Here is a 19,339-nt window from a genome sequence, read left to right on the forward strand (position 1 = left end):
TTGAAAGATAGGAGAAGGACATGTTAGAATTGCTTAAAGCGCTTGATGCTTTTGCTTGGGGGCCTCCCCTCTTGATCTTATTGGTCGGAACGGGTATCTATTTGACCATCCGACTGGGCCTTTTGCAGGTTGCTCGTCTCCCTAAGGCCTTTCAGTTGATCTTTACCAAGGACAAGGGGCACGGCGATGTGTCGAGCTTTGCTGCTCTCTGTACGGCTTTAGCCGCCACCGTTGGTACGGGAAATATCATCGGGGTAGCGACAGCCATTAAGGTTGGGGGACCAGGAGCTCTATTTTGGATGTGGATGGCAGCCTTCTTTGGGATGGCGACCAAGTATGCCGAAGGCTTACTGGCCATCAAATACCGTACTAAGGATGCAAATGGAGCTGTAGCTGGAGGCCCCATGCATTACATCCTTTTGGGGATGGGAGAAAAGTGGCGTCCACTTGCTATCTTCTTTGCCCTAGCGGGTGTATTGGTAGCCCTTCTAGGGATTGGTACCTTTACCCAAGTCAATTCGATTACAGAATCCATTCAAAATACAGCCCAAGTTGATCCAGTTATCACAGCTCTGATTTTATCCATTTTGGTGGGTATTGCTGTCTTTGGTGGCCTCAAATCCATATCAAAGGTTTCGACAGCAGTGGTTCCTTTTATGGCTATTGTCTATATTCTGGGAACTCTTACAGTTATTCTCTTTAATATCGAGAAAATCCCAGCCACACTTGTACTGATCTTTACTTCAGCCTTTAGTCCAACGGCTGCGGTAGGTAGTTTTGCAGGTGCCAGCATTCGGATGGCTATCCAGAATGGTGTGGCGCGAGGAGTCTTTTCTAACGAATCTGGTCTTGGTTCTGCTCCCATTGCAGCGGCTGCAGCTAAGACTAATGAGCCTGTCGAGCAAGGCTTGATTTCCATGACAGGAACCTTTATTGATACTTTGATTATCTGTACTCTGACAGGTCTGACAATCTTGGTAACTGGGGTTTGGAGTGGTGATTTGAATGGAGTTGCCTTGACTCAGTCAGCCTTCTCAACAGTTTTTTCACACTTTGGACCAGCTCTTTTGACTATCTTCCTTGTACTCTTTGCCTTTACGACAATTCTCGGATGGAACTACTACGGAGAGCGCTGTTTTGAGTTTCTCTTTGGTGTCCGCTTTATCTGGCTTTACCGTGTAATCTTTGTAGTCATGGTCTTGTTGGGAGGATTTATCGAGTTGGATATGGTCTGGATTATTGCAGATATCGTCAATGCCTTGATGGCTTTACCAAACTTGATTGCCCTCTTAGTCTTGTCGCCAGTCGTCATTGCTGAGACTAAAAAGTATTTTAAACACTAATCCAATCACACTTTTGGTGTGATTTTTTCATTTCATAAACATTTCCTATCAAGGCGATTGAAAATATATATTATCCAAGGGGAAAATTCTATGATAGACTAAATGACAATAAAATGAAAAGAGGTTTCTTATGACAGCATTTACCATCCACACAGTAGAATCAGCACCAGCAGAAGTAAAAGAAGTTCTTGAAACAGTACAAAAAGACAACAACGGCTATATTCCCAACCTAATCGGTCTCTTGGCTAATGCTCCTACCGCGCTTGAAGCCTACCGAACTGTCGGAGCCATCAACCGTCGCAATAGCCTGACGCCAGTGGAACGCGAAGTAGTGCAAATCACAGCTGCCGTAACCAATGGTTGTGCTTTCTGCGTCGCAGGTCACACAGCCTTTTCAATCAAACAAATCCAGATGAATGATGATCTTCTCCAAGCCCTTCGCAACCGTACTCCAATCGAGACAGATCCAAAACTAGATACTCTAGCTAAGTTTACCTTGGCGGTCATCAATACCAAAGGGCGTGTAGGAGATGAAGCCTTGGCTGAATTTTTGGAAGCTGGCTACACGCAACAAAATGCCTTGGATGTGGTTCTCGGTGTTAGTCTTGCTAGCCTTTGCAACTATGCCAACAACCTAGCTAATACGCCTATTAATCCAGAATTGCAACCTTATGCCTAGTTCGAATCAGAAAGAAAAAATGAAGACTGAGCAATCCAGTCTTCATTTTTCTATGCTATTTTAAGCGCTTTTATGCTATACTAATAATAGCATGATTATTGGAGGCTCGGATGAAAAAGCTCCCCTTAGTATTCTCTGGCTGTTTATTAGGTTTAGCAGGTGCAGGAAATTTGATTGCAGATACTTTGCCTGTTCTGTCGCATTTATTGAGTCTGATTGGCCTAGTGTTGTGGATTTTCTTTCTGATTCTTCATCTTTTTAATTGGGAAGAAACCAAGAAAGAATTGACTAAGCCCCCTCTTTTATCTGGGATGGCCACCTTTCCCATGGCTGGGATGATTTTATCGACCTATGTCTTTCGCGTATTCCCTGCTCTTCCTATAGTAGCACAAGGGATCTGGTGGTTTTCATTTCTCTTGGATTTGGCTTTGATTGCTACTTTTACCATCAAATTTGCCTGTCCAGGTCGGAGGGTCAATGCGACTCCTAGCTGGACGGTACTCTATGTGGGGATAGCAGTAGCGGCCTTGACCTATCCTCTGGTAGGCATTATTGAGATTGCCTATGCGACCTTGAGTTTTGGTTTTGTCTTGACCTTCTATCTCTATCCCCTTATTTATAGGGATTTAAAGCAAGATCCACTCCCAGTGGCCTTGCTTGGACAAGAAGGAATCTACTGTGCTCCCTTTTCTCTACTCTTGGCTTCCCTAGTTCGAGTTGGAGGAGCAAGCCTACCGACTTGGCTCTTGATCGTCATGATTTTGGCATCTCAGTCCTTCTTTTTCTTTGTTTTAACTCGCCTACCCAATATTTTAAAACAAGGCTTTCAACCAGCCTTCTCAGCCCTCACCTTCCCAACCATTATCACAGCCACTTCGCTCAAGATGGCTCAGGGAATTTTGAAACTTCCATTTCTGGATTATCTGGTGTTTGCTGAAACTGTTATATGCCTCACTATTTTATTCTTTGTCTTGGTTGGTTATCTGATTTGGTTACGAAAAAAGGTCTAGCTAAAATAGCTAAACCTTATTTTTTATGGTTTGATAACTTCAGCGCCACCCATGTATGGACGAAGAGCTTCTGGAATGGTTACAGAACCATCTTCATTTTGGTAGTTCTCAAGAATAGCAGCCACTGTACGTCCAACTGCAAGTCCAGAACCATTCAAAGTGTGAAGGAGTTTCACCTTACCATCTGCTTCATCACGGTAGCGAATTTGAGCACGACGAGCTTGAAAATCTTCTGTATTTGAACAGCTTGAGATTTCACGATAGGTATTTTGCGCTGGAATCCAAACTTCCAAATCGTAAGTCTTGGCAGCTGAGAAGCCCATATCCCCAGTAGAGAGGGCAACGACACGGTATGGAAGATTGAGTTTTTGAAGGATGTTTTCAGCGTTGGCTGTCATTTTTTCTAATTCTTCATATGATTCCTCTGGTTTGGCAAATTTGACCATTTCAACCTTGTGGAATTGGTGCAGACGAATCAAACCACGAGTATCACGACCGGCAGAACCAGCCTCAGAACGGAATGACGGACTCATAGCGGTAAAGTAGATTGGTAGGTCTTTACCGTCAAGGATTTCATCGCGATAGTAGTTTGTCAAAGGCACTTCGGCGGTAGGAATAAGGACATAATTAGTGTCTTTCAATTCAAAAGTATCTTCCTTGAATTTTGGATATTGACCAGTACCAAACATAGAATCATGGTTAACCATGTATGGTGTGATGACTTCAGTATAGCCCTCTTTTCCATGCTCATCCAACATAAAGTTGTAGATGGCACGTTCCAAACGAGCACCAAGGCCTTTATAGAAGAGGAAGCGAGCACCAGTAACTTTTGCTCCACGTTCCCAGTCAAGGATACCAAGGTCTTCACCAAGATCCCAGTGAGCTTTTGGTTCGAAGTCAAACTCACGTGGAGTACCCCAACGGCGGACTTCCACATTGTCATCTTCGTCAGCTCCGATAGGAACACTGTCAGCGGGGATGTTTGGAAGAGTAGTGGTAAATTCTGTCAATTTAGCATCGATGTCCGCCAATTCAGCATCCAAGGCTTTGATTTCAGCAGATAGGGTTTGCATCGCAGCAATCTTGTCATCGGCATTTTCCTTATTGCGCTTAGATTGGGCAATCTCAGCAGAAACCGTGTTGCGTTCTGCCTTAAGGTTTTCAACCTTGACCAAGATGTCACGACGTTTAGCATCGATTTCTTTCATCTCGTTTAAGACAGCAGGCTCTACACCACGTGTAGCCAATTTTTCTGCGACAGCATCAAAGTCTGTACGAATACGTTTAATATCTAACATAAGAACTCCTTTATGAAAAAAACACACCTGACAAAGCGTTGGAGTGGCAGGGCCACGGTTCCATCCAACTTCACAGGTGTGCACTTGATTGTGTATGTAATTGTTACTAACGGTAGAATTTCACCTACCCCTCCTATCTGCTCGCAGCACCCGCAGACTTTCTGAAAGAAGAGGATAACCTACTTATCCGTTGCTATGATTATACTAAAGTTTCTACTTTTTTGCAAATAGATTTTTAAATTTTTGACCAATGGTCTGGAGTAAAGTAGGGAGTTTCACAACCTTGTCATTGCCAAGTTTTTCCCGAGCGATTTTGAGAATAGCTCCAGAGTCTTTGGAAGCAAAGAGGAATTTTCCTTGATCAGTGAAGACTTCAAAGTGGCGACTGATTTTGCGACCAGTTACGTTGGCTCCAATTTGCTGAATACTGGACCAGGGGATTTGGATATATTGTTCGACATTGACATCAGGATAAAACTCTAAGGCTTGATCCCCAACTAGAAATTTTCCGACTTTTCCCGAGATGGAAAGATAGGATGTTCCAGTGGTTTGTAGGTCAATGACTTTATTGAGTGATTGGGCCATGATTAATCTTCCTTACTTTCATCGAAAAAGGCGTGGTAGAGAGCCTTGATAGCTGCCTTTTCTTGCTCTTTATTGACAACAAACATGATGGAAACTTCACTTGAGCCTTGGGACATCATCTGGATGTTGATTTTGTTTTCAGATAGAGCGCGTGTTGCAGTAGCTGTTACACCAATGTGGCTCTTCATCTTTTCTCCGACAATCATAATGATTGAAAGATCGTGTTCGATTTCAGCATGATCCACTTCGGCTTTTTGAACTAACTGACGCAGAATTTCTTCCTCCTTGATAGGAGTCAATTCACGGGAACGAAGGATGATTGAAAGATCGTCGATACCTGTTGGCATATGTTCCCAACCAATGTTAAGATCTTCAAGGATTTGAAGAATCTTACAACCGAATCCAACCTCGCGGTTCATGAGGTATTTTGACATGTTGATGCTGACGAATCCAGAATCACCAGCGATCCCAACGACTGGGAATTTATCGCTACTGTGTTTTAGAACGATACGAGTACCGGGATGATCAGGATTGTTGGTATTTTTGATGACAAGAGGGATTTTTCCACGATAGGCAGGAAGAAGGGCTTCATCATGAAGGACAGAAAATCCAGCGTAAGCCAACTCACGCATTTCACGGTAGGTTAATTCAGGAATGGAGTGTGGTTGATGGATAATACCAGGGTGGGCAGCAAAGATACCATCTACGTCTGTAAAGTTTTCATAGAGATCAGCCTTGACTCCAGCTGCGATAATAGAACCAGTAATATCTGAACCTCCACGTGAGAAGGTACAGATTTGATTTTCCTTAGTTACGCCAAAGAAACCAGGGATGACAAGGACTTCGTTGCTATCAGTCAAGCCTTCAATCTTGTCATAACTAGATGGGATGATACGTGCGTTTCCTGGTTCACTTGTGACAACGATTCCAGCTTCTCTTGGGTGAACATAGCGTGCATCGATACCGTTTTGGTTGAAGTAGGCTGCAATGAGTTTGGCATTGTTATTTTCTCCAGCTGCTAAGAAAGTATCGTAGAGAAATTCATTGTCTTCTATAGGAAGAGTTGCCAAGGCCCGAATGCTTTTAGAAATCTTTTCTAAAACGGCAGGTTTTAGGCCTAGTTCACTAACCATAGCGGCATAACGGTCAATAATCCAGCTTTGACTAACATTGATATCATTTCCCGCCACATAGTCGCGATAGTATTTAATCAAGGCATCGGTTACTTTAGTATCTTCAGCATTGCGTTTTCCGGGTGCAGAAACGACTACAAAACGGCGTTCTTTATCACTTTTAACGATGTTTAAAACTTTTTCTAACTGACCAGCAGAGGCAAGCGAACTTCCACCAAATTTTACAACCTTCATAAGGACTCCTCAAGTAAGTATTTTATACGATTATAGCAGAAAGAGGGGCATTTTTCAATGAAGAAAATAGCTCCCTATTACAATAGAAGTAAATGCTAACTTATTCTGAAAAGCGACAACAGTTTAAAAGTAAGAGAGTCAAATTTTACTCACACTCATAAATGATGGGTAAATAATCAGGTGAGACACTTTCCTTTAGTTTTTCCTTGCCTCTTTATCCAAAAAAAGGTATACTTTGAAAATAAAATAATTTCATTGTCTTACAAAAGAAAAGGAGAAGCTATGAATCATATCTTATATCAGATCGTAGATGATCTGGCTATTATTACTTTGAATCGTCCCGAAGTGGCAAATGGTTTCCATATCCCAATGTGTGAGGAGATTTTAGAAGCTTTGACCCTAGCAGAGCAGGATCAAGCTGTTCAGTTCATCTTGATTAATGCTAATGGGAAGGTCTTTTCAGTTGGGGGAGATTTGGTTGAGATGAAGCGTGCAGTGGATGAGGATGACATTCCTTCTTTGAATAAGATTGCAGAATTAGTCAATACAATTTCTTTTAAAATCAAGCAAATTCCTAAGCCTGTTTTGATGGAGGTAGATGGAGCAGTTGCAGGTGCTGCGGCAAATATGGCAGTAGCAGTTGATTTTTGCTTGGCGACTGACAAGGCAAAATTCATCCAAGCCTTTGTTGGAGTTGGGTTGGCGCCGGACGCTGGTGGGATTCATCTCTTGAGTCGTAGTATCGGGGTAACACGAGCTGCACAACTTGCTATGACAGGTGAAGCCTTGACCGCAGAAAAAGCACTGGAATGGGGCGTAGTATACCGCGTTTGTGAAGCTGACAAATTAGAAAAAACAAGAGAACAAGTTCTGAAAAAATTAAGACGAGGTTCAGCAAACTCGTACGCAGCGATTAAAAAATTGGTTTGGGAAAGTCAATTTAAGGATTGGCAAGATTATGCCGAATTGGAATTGAAACTGCAAAAATCTTTATCTTTAACTGAAGATTTTAAAGAAGGGGTCCGAGCACATTCTGAAAGAAGAAGACCAAAATTTTCAGGAAAATAAAAAAATACTTGCACAATTCTTTGAAGTTTGTTATACTTTTTCTATCAAATGTTTTGATTGTGAAAGTTTTTTGAGGAGGAGGGAAAAAGTTTGGACTACCAACAAGTAAATGATTATTTAACATCTATTTTCAATAACGTCCTTGTGATTGAGGAGGTTAGCTTACGAGGTAGTCGATTCAAAGACATCTCCATCAAAGAAATGCACACGATCGATGTGATTGGGAAGTTCCCTGAGGCGACGCCTAGTAAGGTTTCCAAAGAACTGATGGTGACCCTGGGAACAGTTACGACGAGCTTGAATAACCTAGAAAGAAAGGGTTACATTGAGCGTATTCGTTCTGATCAAGACCGTCGTGTGGTCTATCTGCATTTGACAAAGAAAGGTCGTTTGGTTCACCGCCTTCACAAACGATTCCACAAGGCCATGGTCGAAAGAATTATTGACGGCATGAGTCCTGAGGAAAAAGAAGTCATGGGCAGAGGCTTAACGAACCTTTATCAATTTTTGGAGGATTTGAAATAATGGCTTTTGCAAAGATAAGCCAAGTTGCTCATTATGTCCCAGAGCAAGTGGTCACTAATCATGACTTGGCTCAAATCATGGATACAAGCGATGAGTGGATTTCAAGTCGGACAGGAATTAAACAGAGACATATCTCAAAAACGGAGTCTACAAGTGACTTGGCGACAGAAGTTGCGAGGAGCTTATTGGATAAAGGAAGCTTAACAGCGGATCAGATTGATTTTATCATTGTGGCAACGATTACTCCAGATTCGATGATGCCTTCTACGGCAGCTCGGGTTCAGGCAAATATCGGAGCTCATAGAGCTTTCGCCTTTGATCTAACAGCAGCTTGCAGTGGCTTTGTATTCGCTCTTTCAACTGCTGAAAAGTTTTTAAGTTCTGGACAGTTCAAAAAAGGGATTGTTATCGGGGCTGAAACCTTATCCAAGGCAGTTGATTGGTCTGATCGTTCGACAGCTGTTCTCTTTGGAGATGGTGCTGGTGGCGTTCTCTTGGAAGCGAGCGAAACACGTCACTTCCTTGCGGAAAGTCTCTATACAGATGGCTCTCGGAGCGAGTGTTTGACCTATGGTCAAACGGCTTTGGCTTTGCCTTTCTCAGATCAAGAAGCAGTTCCTGCTTTTCTGAAGATGGATGGACGAGCAGTTTTTGATTTTGCAAATCGTGATGTTGCTAGATCAATCAAGGAAACCATTGAAAATGGTCCAATCGCAGCATCGGACTTGGATTATCTCTTGCTTCATCAGGCAAATATCCGCATTTTGGATAAGATGGCTAAGAAAATCGGTGTAGACCGAGATAAGCTTCCTGCCAATATGATGGAGTATGGAAATACCAGTGCAGCAAGTATCCCGATTTTGCTCTCAGAGTGTGTGGAGAATGGCATGATTCGTTTAGATGGTAGCCAGACGATTCTCCTATCAGGCTTCGGTGGAGGTTTGACATGGGGCACACTCATTCTTACAATCTAGGTAATCATGTGGTAAACACATAGTTATAAAATTTTATATTTTAAAGGAGTCCTATCATGGCAGTATTTGAAAAAGTACAAGAAATTATCGTTGAAGAACTTGGGAAAGACGCATCAGAAGTAACACTTGAATCTACTTTTGATGATTTGGATGCAGATTCATTGGACTTGTTCCAAGTAATCTCTGAAATTGAAGATGCTTTTGATATCCAAATCGAAGCAGAAGATAACTTGAAAACAGTTGGTGACTTGGTTGCTTACGTTGAAGAGCAAACAAAATAATTAGCATATTACTAGAAGGAGTAGGGGAGACCCGCTCCCTCTTGTTTAGGTAATAGTTTGAAATTCAAATGATAAACTTATCGAACTATTACGTAAGCAAGGAATGATGGAGGCACTATGAAAACACGTATTACAGAATTATTGAACATTGATTATCCTATTTTTCAAGGAGGAATGGCCTGGGTTGCTGATGGCGACTTGGCTGGTGCGGTATCAAAAGCTGGTGGTTTGGGGATCATCGGTGGTGGAAATGCACCTAAAGAGGTCGTAAAGGCTAATATCAATAAAATCAAATCACTTACGGATAAACCTTTTGGTGTCAACATCATGCTCTTGTCACCTTTTGTAGAAGACATCGTTGATCTCGTGATTGAAGAAGGGGTTAAGGTGGTTACAACTGGTGCTGGAAATCCAAGTAAATACATGAACCGTTTCCATGATGCAGGAATTACAGTTATTCCTGTTGTTCCTAGTGTTGCTTTGGCAAAACGCATGGAAAAAATTGGTGCCGATGCAGTTATTGCAGAAGGGATGGAAGCTGGTGGACACATTGGTAAATTAACAACGATGACCTTGGTTCGCCAAGTTGCTGCAGCTGTTTCAATTCCAGTTATTGCTGCCGGTGGTATTGCAGATGGTGAGGGGGCAGCGGCTGGGTTTATGCTTGGCGCAGAAGCTGTTCAAGTAGGAACTCGTTTTGTAGTTGCCAAAGAGTCTAATGCTCATCCAAATTATAAAGCTAAAATTTTAAAAGCTCGTGATATTGATACAACGATTTCAGCACAACATTTTGGACACGCAGTTCGTGCCATTAAAAACCAGTTGACTCGTGATTTCGAACAAGCTGAAAAAGATGCCTTTAAACAAGAAAATCCAGATTTAGAAATCTTTGAGCAAATGGGTGCAGGAGCTTTAGCTAAAGCTGTTGTCCATGGTGATGTGGATGGCGGTTCAGTGATGGCCGGCCAGATTGCAGGTTTGATTTCTAAAGAAGAAACTGTTGAAGAAATCTTAAAAGATATCTACTACGGTGCAGCTGAAAAAATTCAAGAAGAAGCTGCTCGTTGGGCAGGAGTTACAAGAAATGACTAAAACAGCCTTTCTATTTGCGGGCCAAGGTGCTCAGTATCTAGGGATGGGACGTGATCTCTATGATCGCTATCCTATCGTCAAGGAAACAATTGACCAAGCTAGCCAAGTCTTAGGGTATGACCTCCGTGACTTGATTGACAATGATGAAGCAAAGTTAAATCAGACTCGTTACACGCAACCAGCTATTCTAGCTACATCTGTTGCTATTTACCGATTATTGAAAGAAAAAGGCTATCAGCCAGATATGGTGGCAGGACTATCCCTCGGAGAATATTCGGCTCTTGTAGCAAGTGGTGCCTTGGACTTTGAGGATGCAGTTGCCTTGGTTGTTAAGCGTGGTGCTTATATGGAAGAGGCTGCACCTGCAGGCTCTGGAAAGATGGTTGCCGTTCTTAATACTCCAGTTGAAGTGATTGAGGAAGCTTGTGAAACAGCCTCTAAAGTTGGAGTAGTGACTCCAGCTAACTACAACACCCCAAGCCAAGTCGTTATCGGTGGCGAGGTGGCTGCGGTTGACCGCGCAGTTGAACTCTTGCAGGAAGCAGGAGCAAAACGATTGATTCCTTTAAATGTATCTGGCCCTTTCCATACAGCCCTTCTTGAGCCCGCCAGTCAGCAACTAGCTGGGGCTCTTGAGGAAGTTAGTTTCTCTGACTTTACTTGCCCACTAGTTGGCAATACGGAAGCTGCTGTTATGGAAAAAGATCGAATCCAAGAGCTTTTGACGCGTCAGGTGAAAGAACCTGTTCGTTTTTATGAAAGTATTGCTGTGATGCAGGATGCTGGGGTAACCAACTTTATTGAAATTGGTCCTGGTAAGGTCTTATCAGGCTTTGTCAAAAAAATCGATAAAACTGCTCAGCTAGCTAACGTTGAAGATCAAACAAGCTTGGATGCTTTGCTAGGAAACTAGTGACCCCTTCTCCCAGAAAATACAACAGGAAACAGGAGAATAGAATGCAACTAAAAAATAAAAATATCTTTGTTACAGGTTCAAGTCGTGGTATCGGACTTGCCATTGCTCACAAATTTGCCAAACTAGGTGCGAATGTAGTCTTGAATAGTCGAGGAGCAATCTCAGAAGAATTGCTGGCTGAGTTTTCAAACTACGGCGTCAAAGTGGTACCAATCTCAGGTGATGTTTCAGACTTTGCAGATGCCAAACGTATGGTAGATCAAGCAATTGCAGAACTCGGTTCTGTCGATGTCTTGGTCAACAATGCTGGAATCACTCAAGATACACTCATGCTTAAGATGACCGAAGAAGATTTTGAAAAGGTGATTAAGATCAACTTGACAGGTGCCTTCAACATGACGCAAGCAGTCTTGAAACAGATGATAAAGGCACGTGAAGGTGCGATCATCAATATGTCCAGTGTGGTCGGTTTGATGGGAAATATTGGGCAGGCCAACTATGCAGCTTCTAAAGCAGGTTTGATTGGTTTTACCAAGTCAGTAGCACGTGAAGTTGCCAATCGCAATGTACGCGTAAATGCTCTTGCCCCAGGGATGATCGAATCGGATATGACTGCTGTTTTGTCTGATAAGGTCAAGGAAGCGACATTGGCACAAATCCCAATGAAACATTTTGGACAAGCAGAACATATCGCAGATGCTACAGTGTTCCTGGCTGGACAGGATTATTTGACAGGACAAGTTCTCGCTGTTGATGGCGGACTTAGCATGTAAAAAATAAGGAAAGATATAGGTAAGAAAGATGAAACTAAATCGGGTTGTAGTAACAGGTTATGGATTGACCTCTCCTATCGGAAATACTCCAGAAGAATTTTGGAACAGTTTGCAAACTGGGAAGATTGGAATTGGAGAAATCACTAAGTTTGATCACAGCGAATTTGCTGTGCACAATGCGGCAGAAGTTCAAGATTTCCCATTTGATAAATACTTTGTCAAAAAAGATACCAACCGTTTTGATAACTATTCTTTGTATGCCTTGTACGCAGCTCAAGAAGCGGTGACAAATGCTAATCTTGATGTAGAAGCAATCGATAAGGATCGTTTTGGTGTCATCGTTGCCTCAGGTATTGGGGGAATTAAAGAAATCGAAGACCAAGTTATCCGTCTTCATGAAAAAGGCCCAAAACGTGTTAAGCCATTGACACTTCCAAAAGCCTTGCCAAATATGGCTTCGGGAAATGTTGCCATGCGCTTTGGAGCAAACGGTGTTTGTAAATCAATCAATACAGCCTGTGCCTCATCAAATGATGCTATTGGCGATGCCTTCCGTTCAATCAAGTTTGGTTTCCAAGATGTCATGTTAGTAGGTGGATCAGAATCATCTATCACTCCTTTTGCCATCGCTGGTTTCCAAGCATTGACTGCTCTATCAACTACAGAAGATCCAACTCGTGCTTCTATTCCGTTTGACAAAGACCGTAATGGTTTTGTGATGGGAGAAGGTTCTGGAATGCTGGTTCTTGAGAGTCTTGAACATGCTGAAAAACGTGGAGCAACTATCTTGGCTGAAGTAGTTGGTTATGGAAATACCTGTGATGCTTATCATATGACTTCACCTCATCCAGAAGGTCAGGGTGCAATCAAGGCAATTAAATTAGCTTTGGAAGAGGCAGAGATTTCTCCAGAACAAGTAGCTTATGTCAATGCCCATGGAACTTCAACTCCTGCTAATGAAAAAGGAGAAAGTAGTGCCATTGTAGCTGTTATTGGTAAAGAAGTACCAGTATCTTCAACCAAGTCCTTTACAGGACACTTGCTTGGTGCTGCAGGGGCAGTAGAAGCCATCGCTACCATTGAAGCTATGCGTCATAACTTTGTACCAATGACAGCTGGAACAAGCGAGTTGTCAGACTATATCGAAGCGAATGTCGTTTATGGACAAGGCTTGGAGCAAGAAATCCCTTATGCTATTTCAAATACCTTTGGTTTTGGTGGACACAATGCGGTTCTTGCTTTCAAACGTTGGGAGAATAAATAATTATGAATTTAAATGAGATCAAGGACTTGATGGCTCAATTTGATCAATCAAGTTTGAGAGAATTTTCTTATAAAAATGGAACGGATGAATTGCAGTTCAGCAAGAATGAAGCAAGGATGGCTTCTGAAGCGCCAGCTCAAGTTGCTCCAGTGCCAACTGCAGTAGCTGCAAGTCCAGTAGTTTCTGCCCCTTCAACTCCAGTAGAGAGTGCAGTGGAAGAAGCACCAGCACCAGCTGAAACGACTGTTGCTCCAGAGGGTGATGTTGTTGAAAGCCCACTTGTAGGGGTGGCTTACTTGGCCGCTGGACCAGATAAACCTTCCTTTGTCACAGTTGGAGACAGTGTTAAAAAAGGTCAGACTTTGGTGATCATCGAAGCCATGAAAGTCATGAATGAAATTCCTGCACCTAAGGATGGTGTGGTGACAGAAATTCTCGTTTCAAATGAAGAAATGGTTGAGTTCGGTAAAGGATTGGTACGTATCAAATGATCGATATTCAAGGAATCAAAGAAGCTCTACCCCATCGTTACCCCATGCTCCTAGTGGATCGTGTCTTGGAAGTGAGCGAGGATACCATTGTTGCCATTAAAAATGTGACCATCAACGAACCTTTCTTCAAAGGTCATTTTCCACAATACCCAGTCATGCCAGGTGTTCTTATCATGGAAGCCTTGGCTCAGACTGCTGGTGTCTTGGAATTGTCCAAACCTGAAAATAAAGGGAAACTGGTTTTCTACGCTGGCATGGACAAGGTTAAGTTCAAGAAGCAAGTTGTACCAGGTGACCAATTAGTTATGACGGCTACTTTTGTCAAACGTCGTGGTACGATTGCTGTGGTTGAAGCAAAGGCTGAAGTAGATGGTAAGCTTGCAGCGAGTGGTACTCTTACCTTTGCAATTGGAAACTAAGGAGGATCTCCATGTTTCGTAAAATTTTGATTGCCAACCGTGGTGAGATTGCGGTTCGCATTATTCGAGCTGCGCGTGAGTTGGGCATTGCAACCGTAGCAGTCTATTCAACTGCTGATAAGGAAGCTCTTCACACACTTCTAGCGGATGAAGCTATCTGTATCGGACCTGGTAAGGCGACAGAATCTTATCTCAATATCAATGCGATTTTATCTGCTGCAGTTTTGACAGAAGCAGAAGCCATCCACCCAGGTTTTGGTTTTCTTAGCGAAAATTCCAAGTTTGCCACGATGTGTGATGAAGTGGGGATTAAGTTTATCGGGCCTTCTGGGGCTGTAATGGATACCATGGGAGATAAGATCAATGCGCGTGAGCAAATGATCAAGGCTGGGGTTCCAGTTATCCCAGGATCTGATGGTGAAGTTCACACGGCTGAAGAGGCGCTTGCAGTTGCAGAAAAAATTGGCTATCCAGTCATGCTTAAGGCATCGGCAGGTGGTGGTGGAAAAGGGATTCGTAAGGTTGAAAAGGCAGAAGACTTGGTCGCAGCCTTTGAAACAGCATCCAGTGAAGCCAAGGCCAATTTTGGAAATGGCGCTATGTATCTTGAGCGTGTGATTTATCCAGCTCGTCATATCGAAGTTCAGATTCTTGCGGACCAAGAGGGTCATGTTGTCCATCTTGGTGAACGGGACTGTTCACTTCAACGGAATAACCAAAAGGTCTTAGAAGAAAGCCCATCCATTGCGATTGGCAAAACCCTTCGTCATGAAATTGGTGCTGCCGCCGTTCGTGCAGCAGAGTCTGTAGGCTATGAAAATGCTGGAACGATTGAATTTCTTCTCGATGAAGCGAGTGGCAATTTCTACTTCATGGAAATGAATACTCGTGTGCAAGTTGAACACCCAGTCACAGAGTTTGTTTCAGGTGTTGATATCGTGAAGGAACAGATTCGCATTGCTGCCGGGCAACCTTTACCTTTCAAACAAGAAGATATTGTCCTACGAGGTCACGCTATCGAGTGCCGGATCAATGCGGAAAATCCAGCATTTAACTTTGCTCCAAGCCCAGGAAAAATCACCAACCTCTATCTACCAAGTGGAGGAGTTGGATTGCGTGTAGACTCTGCAGTCTATCCAGGTTATACCATTCCTCCTTACTATGATAGTATGATTGCCAAAATCATTGTTCATGGGGAGAATCGTTTTGATGCTCTTATGAAGATGCAACGGGCACTTTATGAACTTGATATTGAAGGAGTGCAAACCAATGCAGACTTCCAGTTGGATCTGATTTCAGACCGCCGAGTTATCGCTGGTGATTACGATACTTCCTTCTTGATGGAAACTTTCTTGCCAAAATACCAAGAAAAAGAATAGACTTTCAAACAGTATGAGAACTAAAAGGGGGAGTTATGGCTCTATTTAGTAAAAAGGATAAGTATATTCGGATCAATCCTAACCGTTCCGTAAGGCAGAAACCACAAGCCAAGCCTGAGGTTCCGGATGAACTCTTCTCCCAGTGTCCTGGTTGTAAACACACCATTTATCAAAAGGATCTTGGGAGCGAACGAATTTGTCCCCATTGTAGCTATACTTTCCGTATTTCAGCTCAGGAACGCTTGGATTTGACGATTGATTCTGACAGCTTTGTGGAGATGTTTACGGGTATTGAAACTCAAGATCCATTAAACTTTCCTGGCTACCAGAAAAAACTTGCTAGTATGCGTGAAAAGACAGGTTTGGATGAAGCAGTACTGACTGGTACAGCTAGCATCAAGGGACAAAAAGTTGCCCTTGGGATCATGGATTCCAACTTTATCATGGCGTCGATGGGAACCGTTGTGGGTGAAAAAATCACGCGCTTGTTTGAATATGCGACAGTTGAAAAGTTGCCAGTCGTACTTTTCACAGCTTCTGGTGGAGCCCGTATGCAAGAAGGAATCATGAGCTTGATGCAGATGGCTAAGATTTCTGCGGCAGTTCAACGTCATTCCAAGGCCGGACTTTTTTACCTAACTATTTTAACCGATCCGACAACCGGTGGGGTGACCGCTTCTTTTGCTATGGAAGGTGATATCATCCTAGCGGAGCCACAGAGTTTGGTTGGTTTTGCTGGGCGTCGTGTTATCGAAAATACAGTTCGAGAGACCTTGCCGGATGACTTCCAAAAGGCAGAATTTTTGCTGGAACATGGATTTGTTGATGCAATTGTCAAACGGAGAGAACTACCAGAAACAATTGCTAAATTAGTGAGATTGCATGGAGGAAGTCGCGGATGAATATTGCAAAAATAGTCAGAGAGGCACGCGAGCAGAGTCGTTTGACCGCACTTGATTTTGCGAATGGAATCTTTGACGAGTTTATCGAATTGCATGGAGATCGCTCTTTCCGCGATGATGGTGCGGTCATCGGTGGAATTGGTTGGTTAGGTGACCAAGCAGTAACTGTCGTCGGTATCCAAAAGGGGAAGAGTCTTCATGACAACCTCAAACGAAATTTTGGGCAACCTCATCCAGAAGGCTATCGTAAGGCATTGCGCCTGATGAAACAGGCAGAGAAATTTGGCCGTCCAGTTGTGACCTTTATCAATACGGCGGGTGCTTACCCAGGTGTTGGAGCTGAGGAACGTGGACAAGGTGAAGCAATCGCCCGAAACCTGATGGAAATGAGTGACCTCAAGGTTCCAATCATCGCGATTATTATCGGTGAAGGTGGATCTGGTGGGGCCCTAGCTCTAGCCGTAGCTAACCGTGTCTGGATGTTAGAAAACTCAATATACGCAGTACTTAGCCCTGAAGGATTTGCCTCTATCCTTTGGAAGGATGGAAGTCGTGCTATGGAAGCAGCGGAGCTGATGAAAATCACTTCACATGAACTTCTAGAAATGGGAATCGTAGACAAGATAATTCCAGAAGAGGATTTCTCAAGTAAAGAACTGCTAGCTTGCGTTAAAAATGAATTGCATGCAGAACTGGATAGGTTGCAAGAACTACCACTCGACCAACTTATTGAAGAACGTTACCAACGCTTTAGAAAATACTAAGAATGACTAAATGAGACTAGAAAGGTCTCATTTTTTATTGAAAATGCTATTCAGGGTGAAAAATTGACAGTTGAGGAGATAGACTATAAAATAGACAAAAAAGAAATATACTATAAATGTGAGCCTACAACAATCTATTTTAAGAAAGTACTTGCAATGACAGGTACAGAAACATTTACGGTTCTTTCATCTGAGGACTTAGAGCAAGTTTCAGGTGGTGGTATGATTTGGTTAGTTGACGATAGACATTGGGATTCGCCATATGCATATAGTTTAGCGACAGAATGGAGTACAATACTGAATCATGCGACTAGACGTGCTTATGATATTGGCTATTGATAAATTAAAGGGGTAAGTATGAAAAAACTAGGGCATTTGGGAGTCTATACATCACTGGTATTTCTATCGGTTTATCTACCAGAGTTAGGGATTATGCATCTAACTAAGTTTTTAGGATGGGGGATAGATGGCTATTCTATCTTTTTAACAGTTGAAGTAATAGCTCTTTTGCTATTATTTATCTACTGGCTCAAAAAGAAAGAGATGCTCTATATTTTTGAAAAAAAGGGTTCAAAGAAGTCAAGATTCTTTTACCTTGTAGTTGCTCTAGTGGCTACTTATTTTGATCGTCAATTGGTGGATGCTTTTCAGTTACAGTTTCATCACCTAATTGATAACAAGTATATCTTTCAAGACCTTCTTTCGATTCTATACTCCAATGGGCAACCAACTTTTCTATCAACTGTTCTCAGTTTTAGTTTAACAGTAGTCTTCGCACCTATATTAGAGGAACTGATTCATAGAGGGTACTTTATGAATACCTTCTTTCCCCAGTCCAAGTACTATCTGGATGTTATCCTATCTGCTCTTATCTTTGGACTTAGTCATTTGATCCTAACTCACCGAGATCCTATCAGTTTGATTATTTATAGTTTAGGCGGTCTCTTCTATGCCCTTGTCTACCGTTGGACAAAGAACTTAAAAATTACCATCCTGTGCCATAGTTTTTTCAACTTTCTCATTTATGCAAAACCCATCTGGATTTTTGTTTATAATTATGTCTATTACCACTTTTTTAGATAGTGGAAGTCAAACACTTTTTCTAATTTGATAGGAAGATAGAGAAATCTTTTTTATCAATTTCTTCTTTTTCAATGGGTAAAGCAACCATTCAGGCTGAAAAATTGACAGTTGAAGAGATGGACAATAAAATAGATAAAAAAGATATATACTGTAGATGTAAGGTTACAAAAAATAATTTTAAGGATGTACTTGCAATGGCAGATACAGAAACATTTACTGTTCTTTCGTCAGAAGACTTAGAGCAAACTTCAGGTGGTCTTGCTGTTTGGGAAGATGGATATGGTAGATGCTTATATTATAGAGAATTTGCTCCCTATATGGGGCAAGGGGCACTTAATTCTTATAGAGATGCTTGGAAGTACGGCTTCCGAGCAGGATAATCTTTCAAAAAAAGTACGATGAGAAACACAAAGAAACTAGGACAATTTGGAATATTTTTGCTTATTATTTTACTATCTACCTATTTACCACAAACAATTGGATTGTATGTGGCAATCATTTTAGGGTTAGGTGCTGATGTCTATTCCCTTATTTTAACAATAGGATTAGTAGGAATTTGCCTTCCATTAATTTGGTGGTTAAAAAAGCAAAAGATGCTCTTTATCTTTGAGAAAAAGATCTGGAACTGGTCATTTGTCTTCTACTTATTTGCAAGTTATGTGGTTTATCAGATTCTCGGTAATTTTTGGGCACGCTATGCTCATTTGATTAATCATAGGAATATTCATGATGAGTATTTTACCGTGGTTCTTTCAAATGGACAACCAACTTTTTTATCGACTATCTTATCTTTTGTCCTGCCTGTAATCATCGGTCCTGTTTTTGAGGAGACTCTTGATAGAGGGTATTTTATGAATACCTTCTTTTCTAAGTCAAAGTACTATTTAGATGTCATCTTATCAGGCCTTATCTTTGGGCTTAGTCATTTGATACTATCTCACAGAGACCCAATTAGTTTATTATATTATAGTCTGATTGGTCTCTTTTTTGCCCTTGTTTATCGTTCTACAGACAATCTGAGATTGACCATTCTCTGCCATAGTTTTTTTAACTTTCTCAATCATGCAAAACCTATCTGGATTTATATCTATTATCATTTTTTTAGATAGTGGGAGGCAAAGAAAAA

The 19,339-nt window shown here is 42.0% G+C and carries 23 protein-coding genes; 20 read left to right on the forward strand and 3 right to left on the reverse strand.

Translation table 11 applies throughout. The features are described from left to right. The first annotated feature begins 20 nt into the window (after positions 1–20). The 3 genes from ATE37_RS05715 to ATE37_RS05725 all read left to right on the forward strand — a co-directional run bounded on the left by ATE37_RS05715 (position 21) and on the right by ATE37_RS05725 (position 3,032). On the forward strand, positions 21–1,343 hold the full coding sequence (locus ATE37_RS05715) for an alanine/glycine:cation symporter family protein (protein ID WP_084868329.1): 1,323 nt from the start codon (positions 21–23) through the stop codon (positions 1,341–1,343). A 130-nt stretch (positions 1,344–1,473) separates the two neighbouring features. Further along, positions 1,474–2,022 (forward strand): carboxymuconolactone decarboxylase family protein, encoded by a 549-nt coding sequence (locus tag ATE37_RS05720; RefSeq protein WP_084868330.1) that lies wholly within the window; start codon positions 1,474–1,476, stop codon positions 2,020–2,022. 110 nt (positions 2,023–2,132) lie between these two features. After that, complete coding sequence (locus tag ATE37_RS05725; protein WP_084868331.1) at positions 2,133–3,032, forward strand: TDT family transporter; 900 nt, start codon at positions 2,133–2,135, stop codon at positions 3,030–3,032. Between the two features lie 23 nt (positions 3,033–3,055). On the opposite strand, the gene serS is transcribed toward ATE37_RS05725, so the two are convergent. The 3 genes from serS to ATE37_RS05740 form a co-directional block, all read right to left on the reverse strand. Next, on the reverse strand, positions 3,056–4,330 hold the full coding sequence (gene serS, locus ATE37_RS05730) for a serine--tRNA ligase (protein WP_084868332.1): 1,275 nt from the start codon (positions 4,328–4,330) through the stop codon (positions 3,056–3,058). A gap of 213 nt (positions 4,331–4,543) precedes the next feature. Beyond that, positions 4,544–4,915: a DUF956 family protein gene (locus tag ATE37_RS05735; protein WP_000079371.1), complete on the reverse strand. Its 372-nt coding sequence runs from the start codon at positions 4,913–4,915 to the stop codon at positions 4,544–4,546. Positions 4,916–4,917: 2 nt separating this feature from the next. Then, positions 4,918–6,282 carry an aspartate kinase gene (locus ATE37_RS05740; RefSeq protein WP_084868333.1) on the reverse strand — a complete coding sequence of 455 codons (1,365 nt, stop codon included), beginning with the start codon at positions 6,280–6,282 and terminating at the stop codon, positions 4,918–4,920. Between the two features lie 282 nt (positions 6,283–6,564). On the opposite strand from ATE37_RS05740, the gene ATE37_RS05745 reads away from it, so the two are divergent. The 17 genes from ATE37_RS05745 to ATE37_RS05825 all read left to right on the forward strand — a co-directional run bounded on the left by ATE37_RS05745 (position 6,565) and on the right by ATE37_RS05825 (position 19,322). After that, positions 6,565–7,350 carry an enoyl-CoA hydratase gene (locus ATE37_RS05745; RefSeq protein WP_001015584.1) on the forward strand — a complete coding sequence of 262 codons (786 nt, stop codon included), beginning with the start codon at positions 6,565–6,567 and terminating at the stop codon, positions 7,348–7,350. Between the two features lie 90 nt (positions 7,351–7,440). Beyond that, the gene (fabT, locus tag ATE37_RS05750; protein WP_000386336.1) at positions 7,441–7,875 is read left to right on the forward strand and encodes a fatty acid biosynthesis transcriptional regulator FabT; all 435 of its coding nucleotides are present in this window, start codon (positions 7,441–7,443) and stop codon (positions 7,873–7,875) included. Continuing rightward, the gene (locus ATE37_RS05755) at positions 7,875–8,849 is read left to right on the forward strand and encodes a beta-ketoacyl-ACP synthase III (protein WP_084868334.1); all 975 of its coding nucleotides are present in this window, start codon (positions 7,875–7,877) and stop codon (positions 8,847–8,849) included. The genes fabT and ATE37_RS05755 overlap by 1 nt, the downstream gene beginning before the upstream one ends. Positions 8,850–8,905: 56 nt before the next feature. After that, a complete protein-coding gene (locus tag ATE37_RS05760) occupies positions 8,906–9,130 on the forward strand; it encodes an acyl carrier protein (protein ID WP_000257840.1) in 225 nt (74 codons plus the stop codon). 117 nt (positions 9,131–9,247) lie between these two features. Continuing rightward, entirely contained in the window at positions 9,248–10,222 is a 975-nt protein-coding gene (fabK, locus tag ATE37_RS05765) for an enoyl-[acyl-carrier-protein] reductase FabK (protein ID WP_084868335.1), read from the forward strand. Beyond that, a complete protein-coding gene (gene fabD, locus ATE37_RS05770; protein WP_084868336.1) occupies positions 10,215–11,135 on the forward strand; it encodes an ACP S-malonyltransferase in 921 nt (306 codons plus the stop codon). Before fabK ends, fabD begins: the two co-directional genes overlap by 8 nt. Positions 11,136–11,179: 44 nt before the next feature. After that, positions 11,180–11,911: a 3-oxoacyl-[acyl-carrier-protein] reductase gene (gene fabG, locus ATE37_RS05775; RefSeq protein ID WP_084853560.1), complete on the forward strand. Its 732-nt coding sequence runs from the start codon at positions 11,180–11,182 to the stop codon at positions 11,909–11,911. Positions 11,912–11,939: 28 nt separating this feature from the next. Beyond that, positions 11,940–13,175, forward strand: coding sequence for a beta-ketoacyl-ACP synthase II (fabF, locus tag ATE37_RS05780; RefSeq protein WP_084868337.1), 1,236 nt, complete (start codon positions 11,940–11,942; stop codon positions 13,173–13,175). Positions 13,176–13,177: 2 nt separating this feature from the next. Next, the gene (accB, locus tag ATE37_RS05785) at positions 13,178–13,666 is read left to right on the forward strand and encodes an acetyl-CoA carboxylase biotin carboxyl carrier protein (RefSeq protein WP_084868338.1); all 489 of its coding nucleotides are present in this window, start codon (positions 13,178–13,180) and stop codon (positions 13,664–13,666) included. Next, entirely contained in the window at positions 13,663–14,085 is a 423-nt protein-coding gene (fabZ, locus tag ATE37_RS05790) for a 3-hydroxyacyl-ACP dehydratase FabZ (protein ID WP_084868339.1), read from the forward strand. Before accB ends, fabZ begins: the two co-directional genes overlap by 4 nt. Before the next feature lie 11 nt (positions 14,086–14,096). Further along, a complete protein-coding gene (gene accC, locus ATE37_RS05795) occupies positions 14,097–15,464 on the forward strand; it encodes an acetyl-CoA carboxylase biotin carboxylase subunit (protein ID WP_000488663.1) in 1,368 nt (455 codons plus the stop codon). A gap of 35 nt (positions 15,465–15,499) precedes the next feature. Beyond that, a complete protein-coding gene (gene accD / locus ATE37_RS05800; protein ID WP_070567212.1) occupies positions 15,500–16,366 on the forward strand; it encodes an acetyl-CoA carboxylase, carboxyltransferase subunit beta in 867 nt (288 codons plus the stop codon). Continuing rightward, positions 16,363–17,130 carry an acetyl-CoA carboxylase carboxyl transferase subunit alpha gene (locus ATE37_RS05805; RefSeq protein WP_084868340.1) on the forward strand — a complete coding sequence of 256 codons (768 nt, stop codon included), beginning with the start codon at positions 16,363–16,365 and terminating at the stop codon, positions 17,128–17,130. The genes accD and ATE37_RS05805 overlap by 4 nt, the downstream gene beginning before the upstream one ends. A gap of 156 nt (positions 17,131–17,286) precedes the next feature. Continuing rightward, positions 17,287–17,469 carry a hypothetical protein gene (locus ATE37_RS10635; protein WP_142995858.1) on the forward strand — a complete coding sequence of 61 codons (183 nt, stop codon included), beginning with the start codon at positions 17,287–17,289 and terminating at the stop codon, positions 17,467–17,469. Between the two features lie 18 nt (positions 17,470–17,487). Continuing rightward, a complete protein-coding gene (locus ATE37_RS05815; RefSeq protein ID WP_084868341.1) occupies positions 17,488–18,213 on the forward strand; it encodes a CPBP family intramembrane glutamic endopeptidase in 726 nt (241 codons plus the stop codon). 194 nt (positions 18,214–18,407) lie between these two features. Continuing rightward, positions 18,408–18,593, forward strand: a complete 186-nt coding sequence (gene briC / locus ATE37_RS05820; protein WP_025170442.1) for a biofilm-regulating peptide BriC — start codon at positions 18,408–18,410, stop codon at positions 18,591–18,593. An 18-nt stretch (positions 18,594–18,611) separates the two neighbouring features. After that, positions 18,612–19,322 carry a CPBP family intramembrane glutamic endopeptidase gene (locus tag ATE37_RS05825; RefSeq protein WP_180382764.1) on the forward strand — a complete coding sequence of 237 codons (711 nt, stop codon included), beginning with the start codon at positions 18,612–18,614 and terminating at the stop codon, positions 19,320–19,322. Positions 19,323–19,339: the final 17 nt, after the last annotated feature.

The sequence above is a fragment of the Streptococcus oralis subsp. tigurinus genome (assembly GCF_002093575.1).
In the GTDB taxonomy this organism is placed as follows: Bacteria; Bacillota; Bacilli; order Lactobacillales; family Streptococcaceae; genus Streptococcus; species Streptococcus oralis_CH.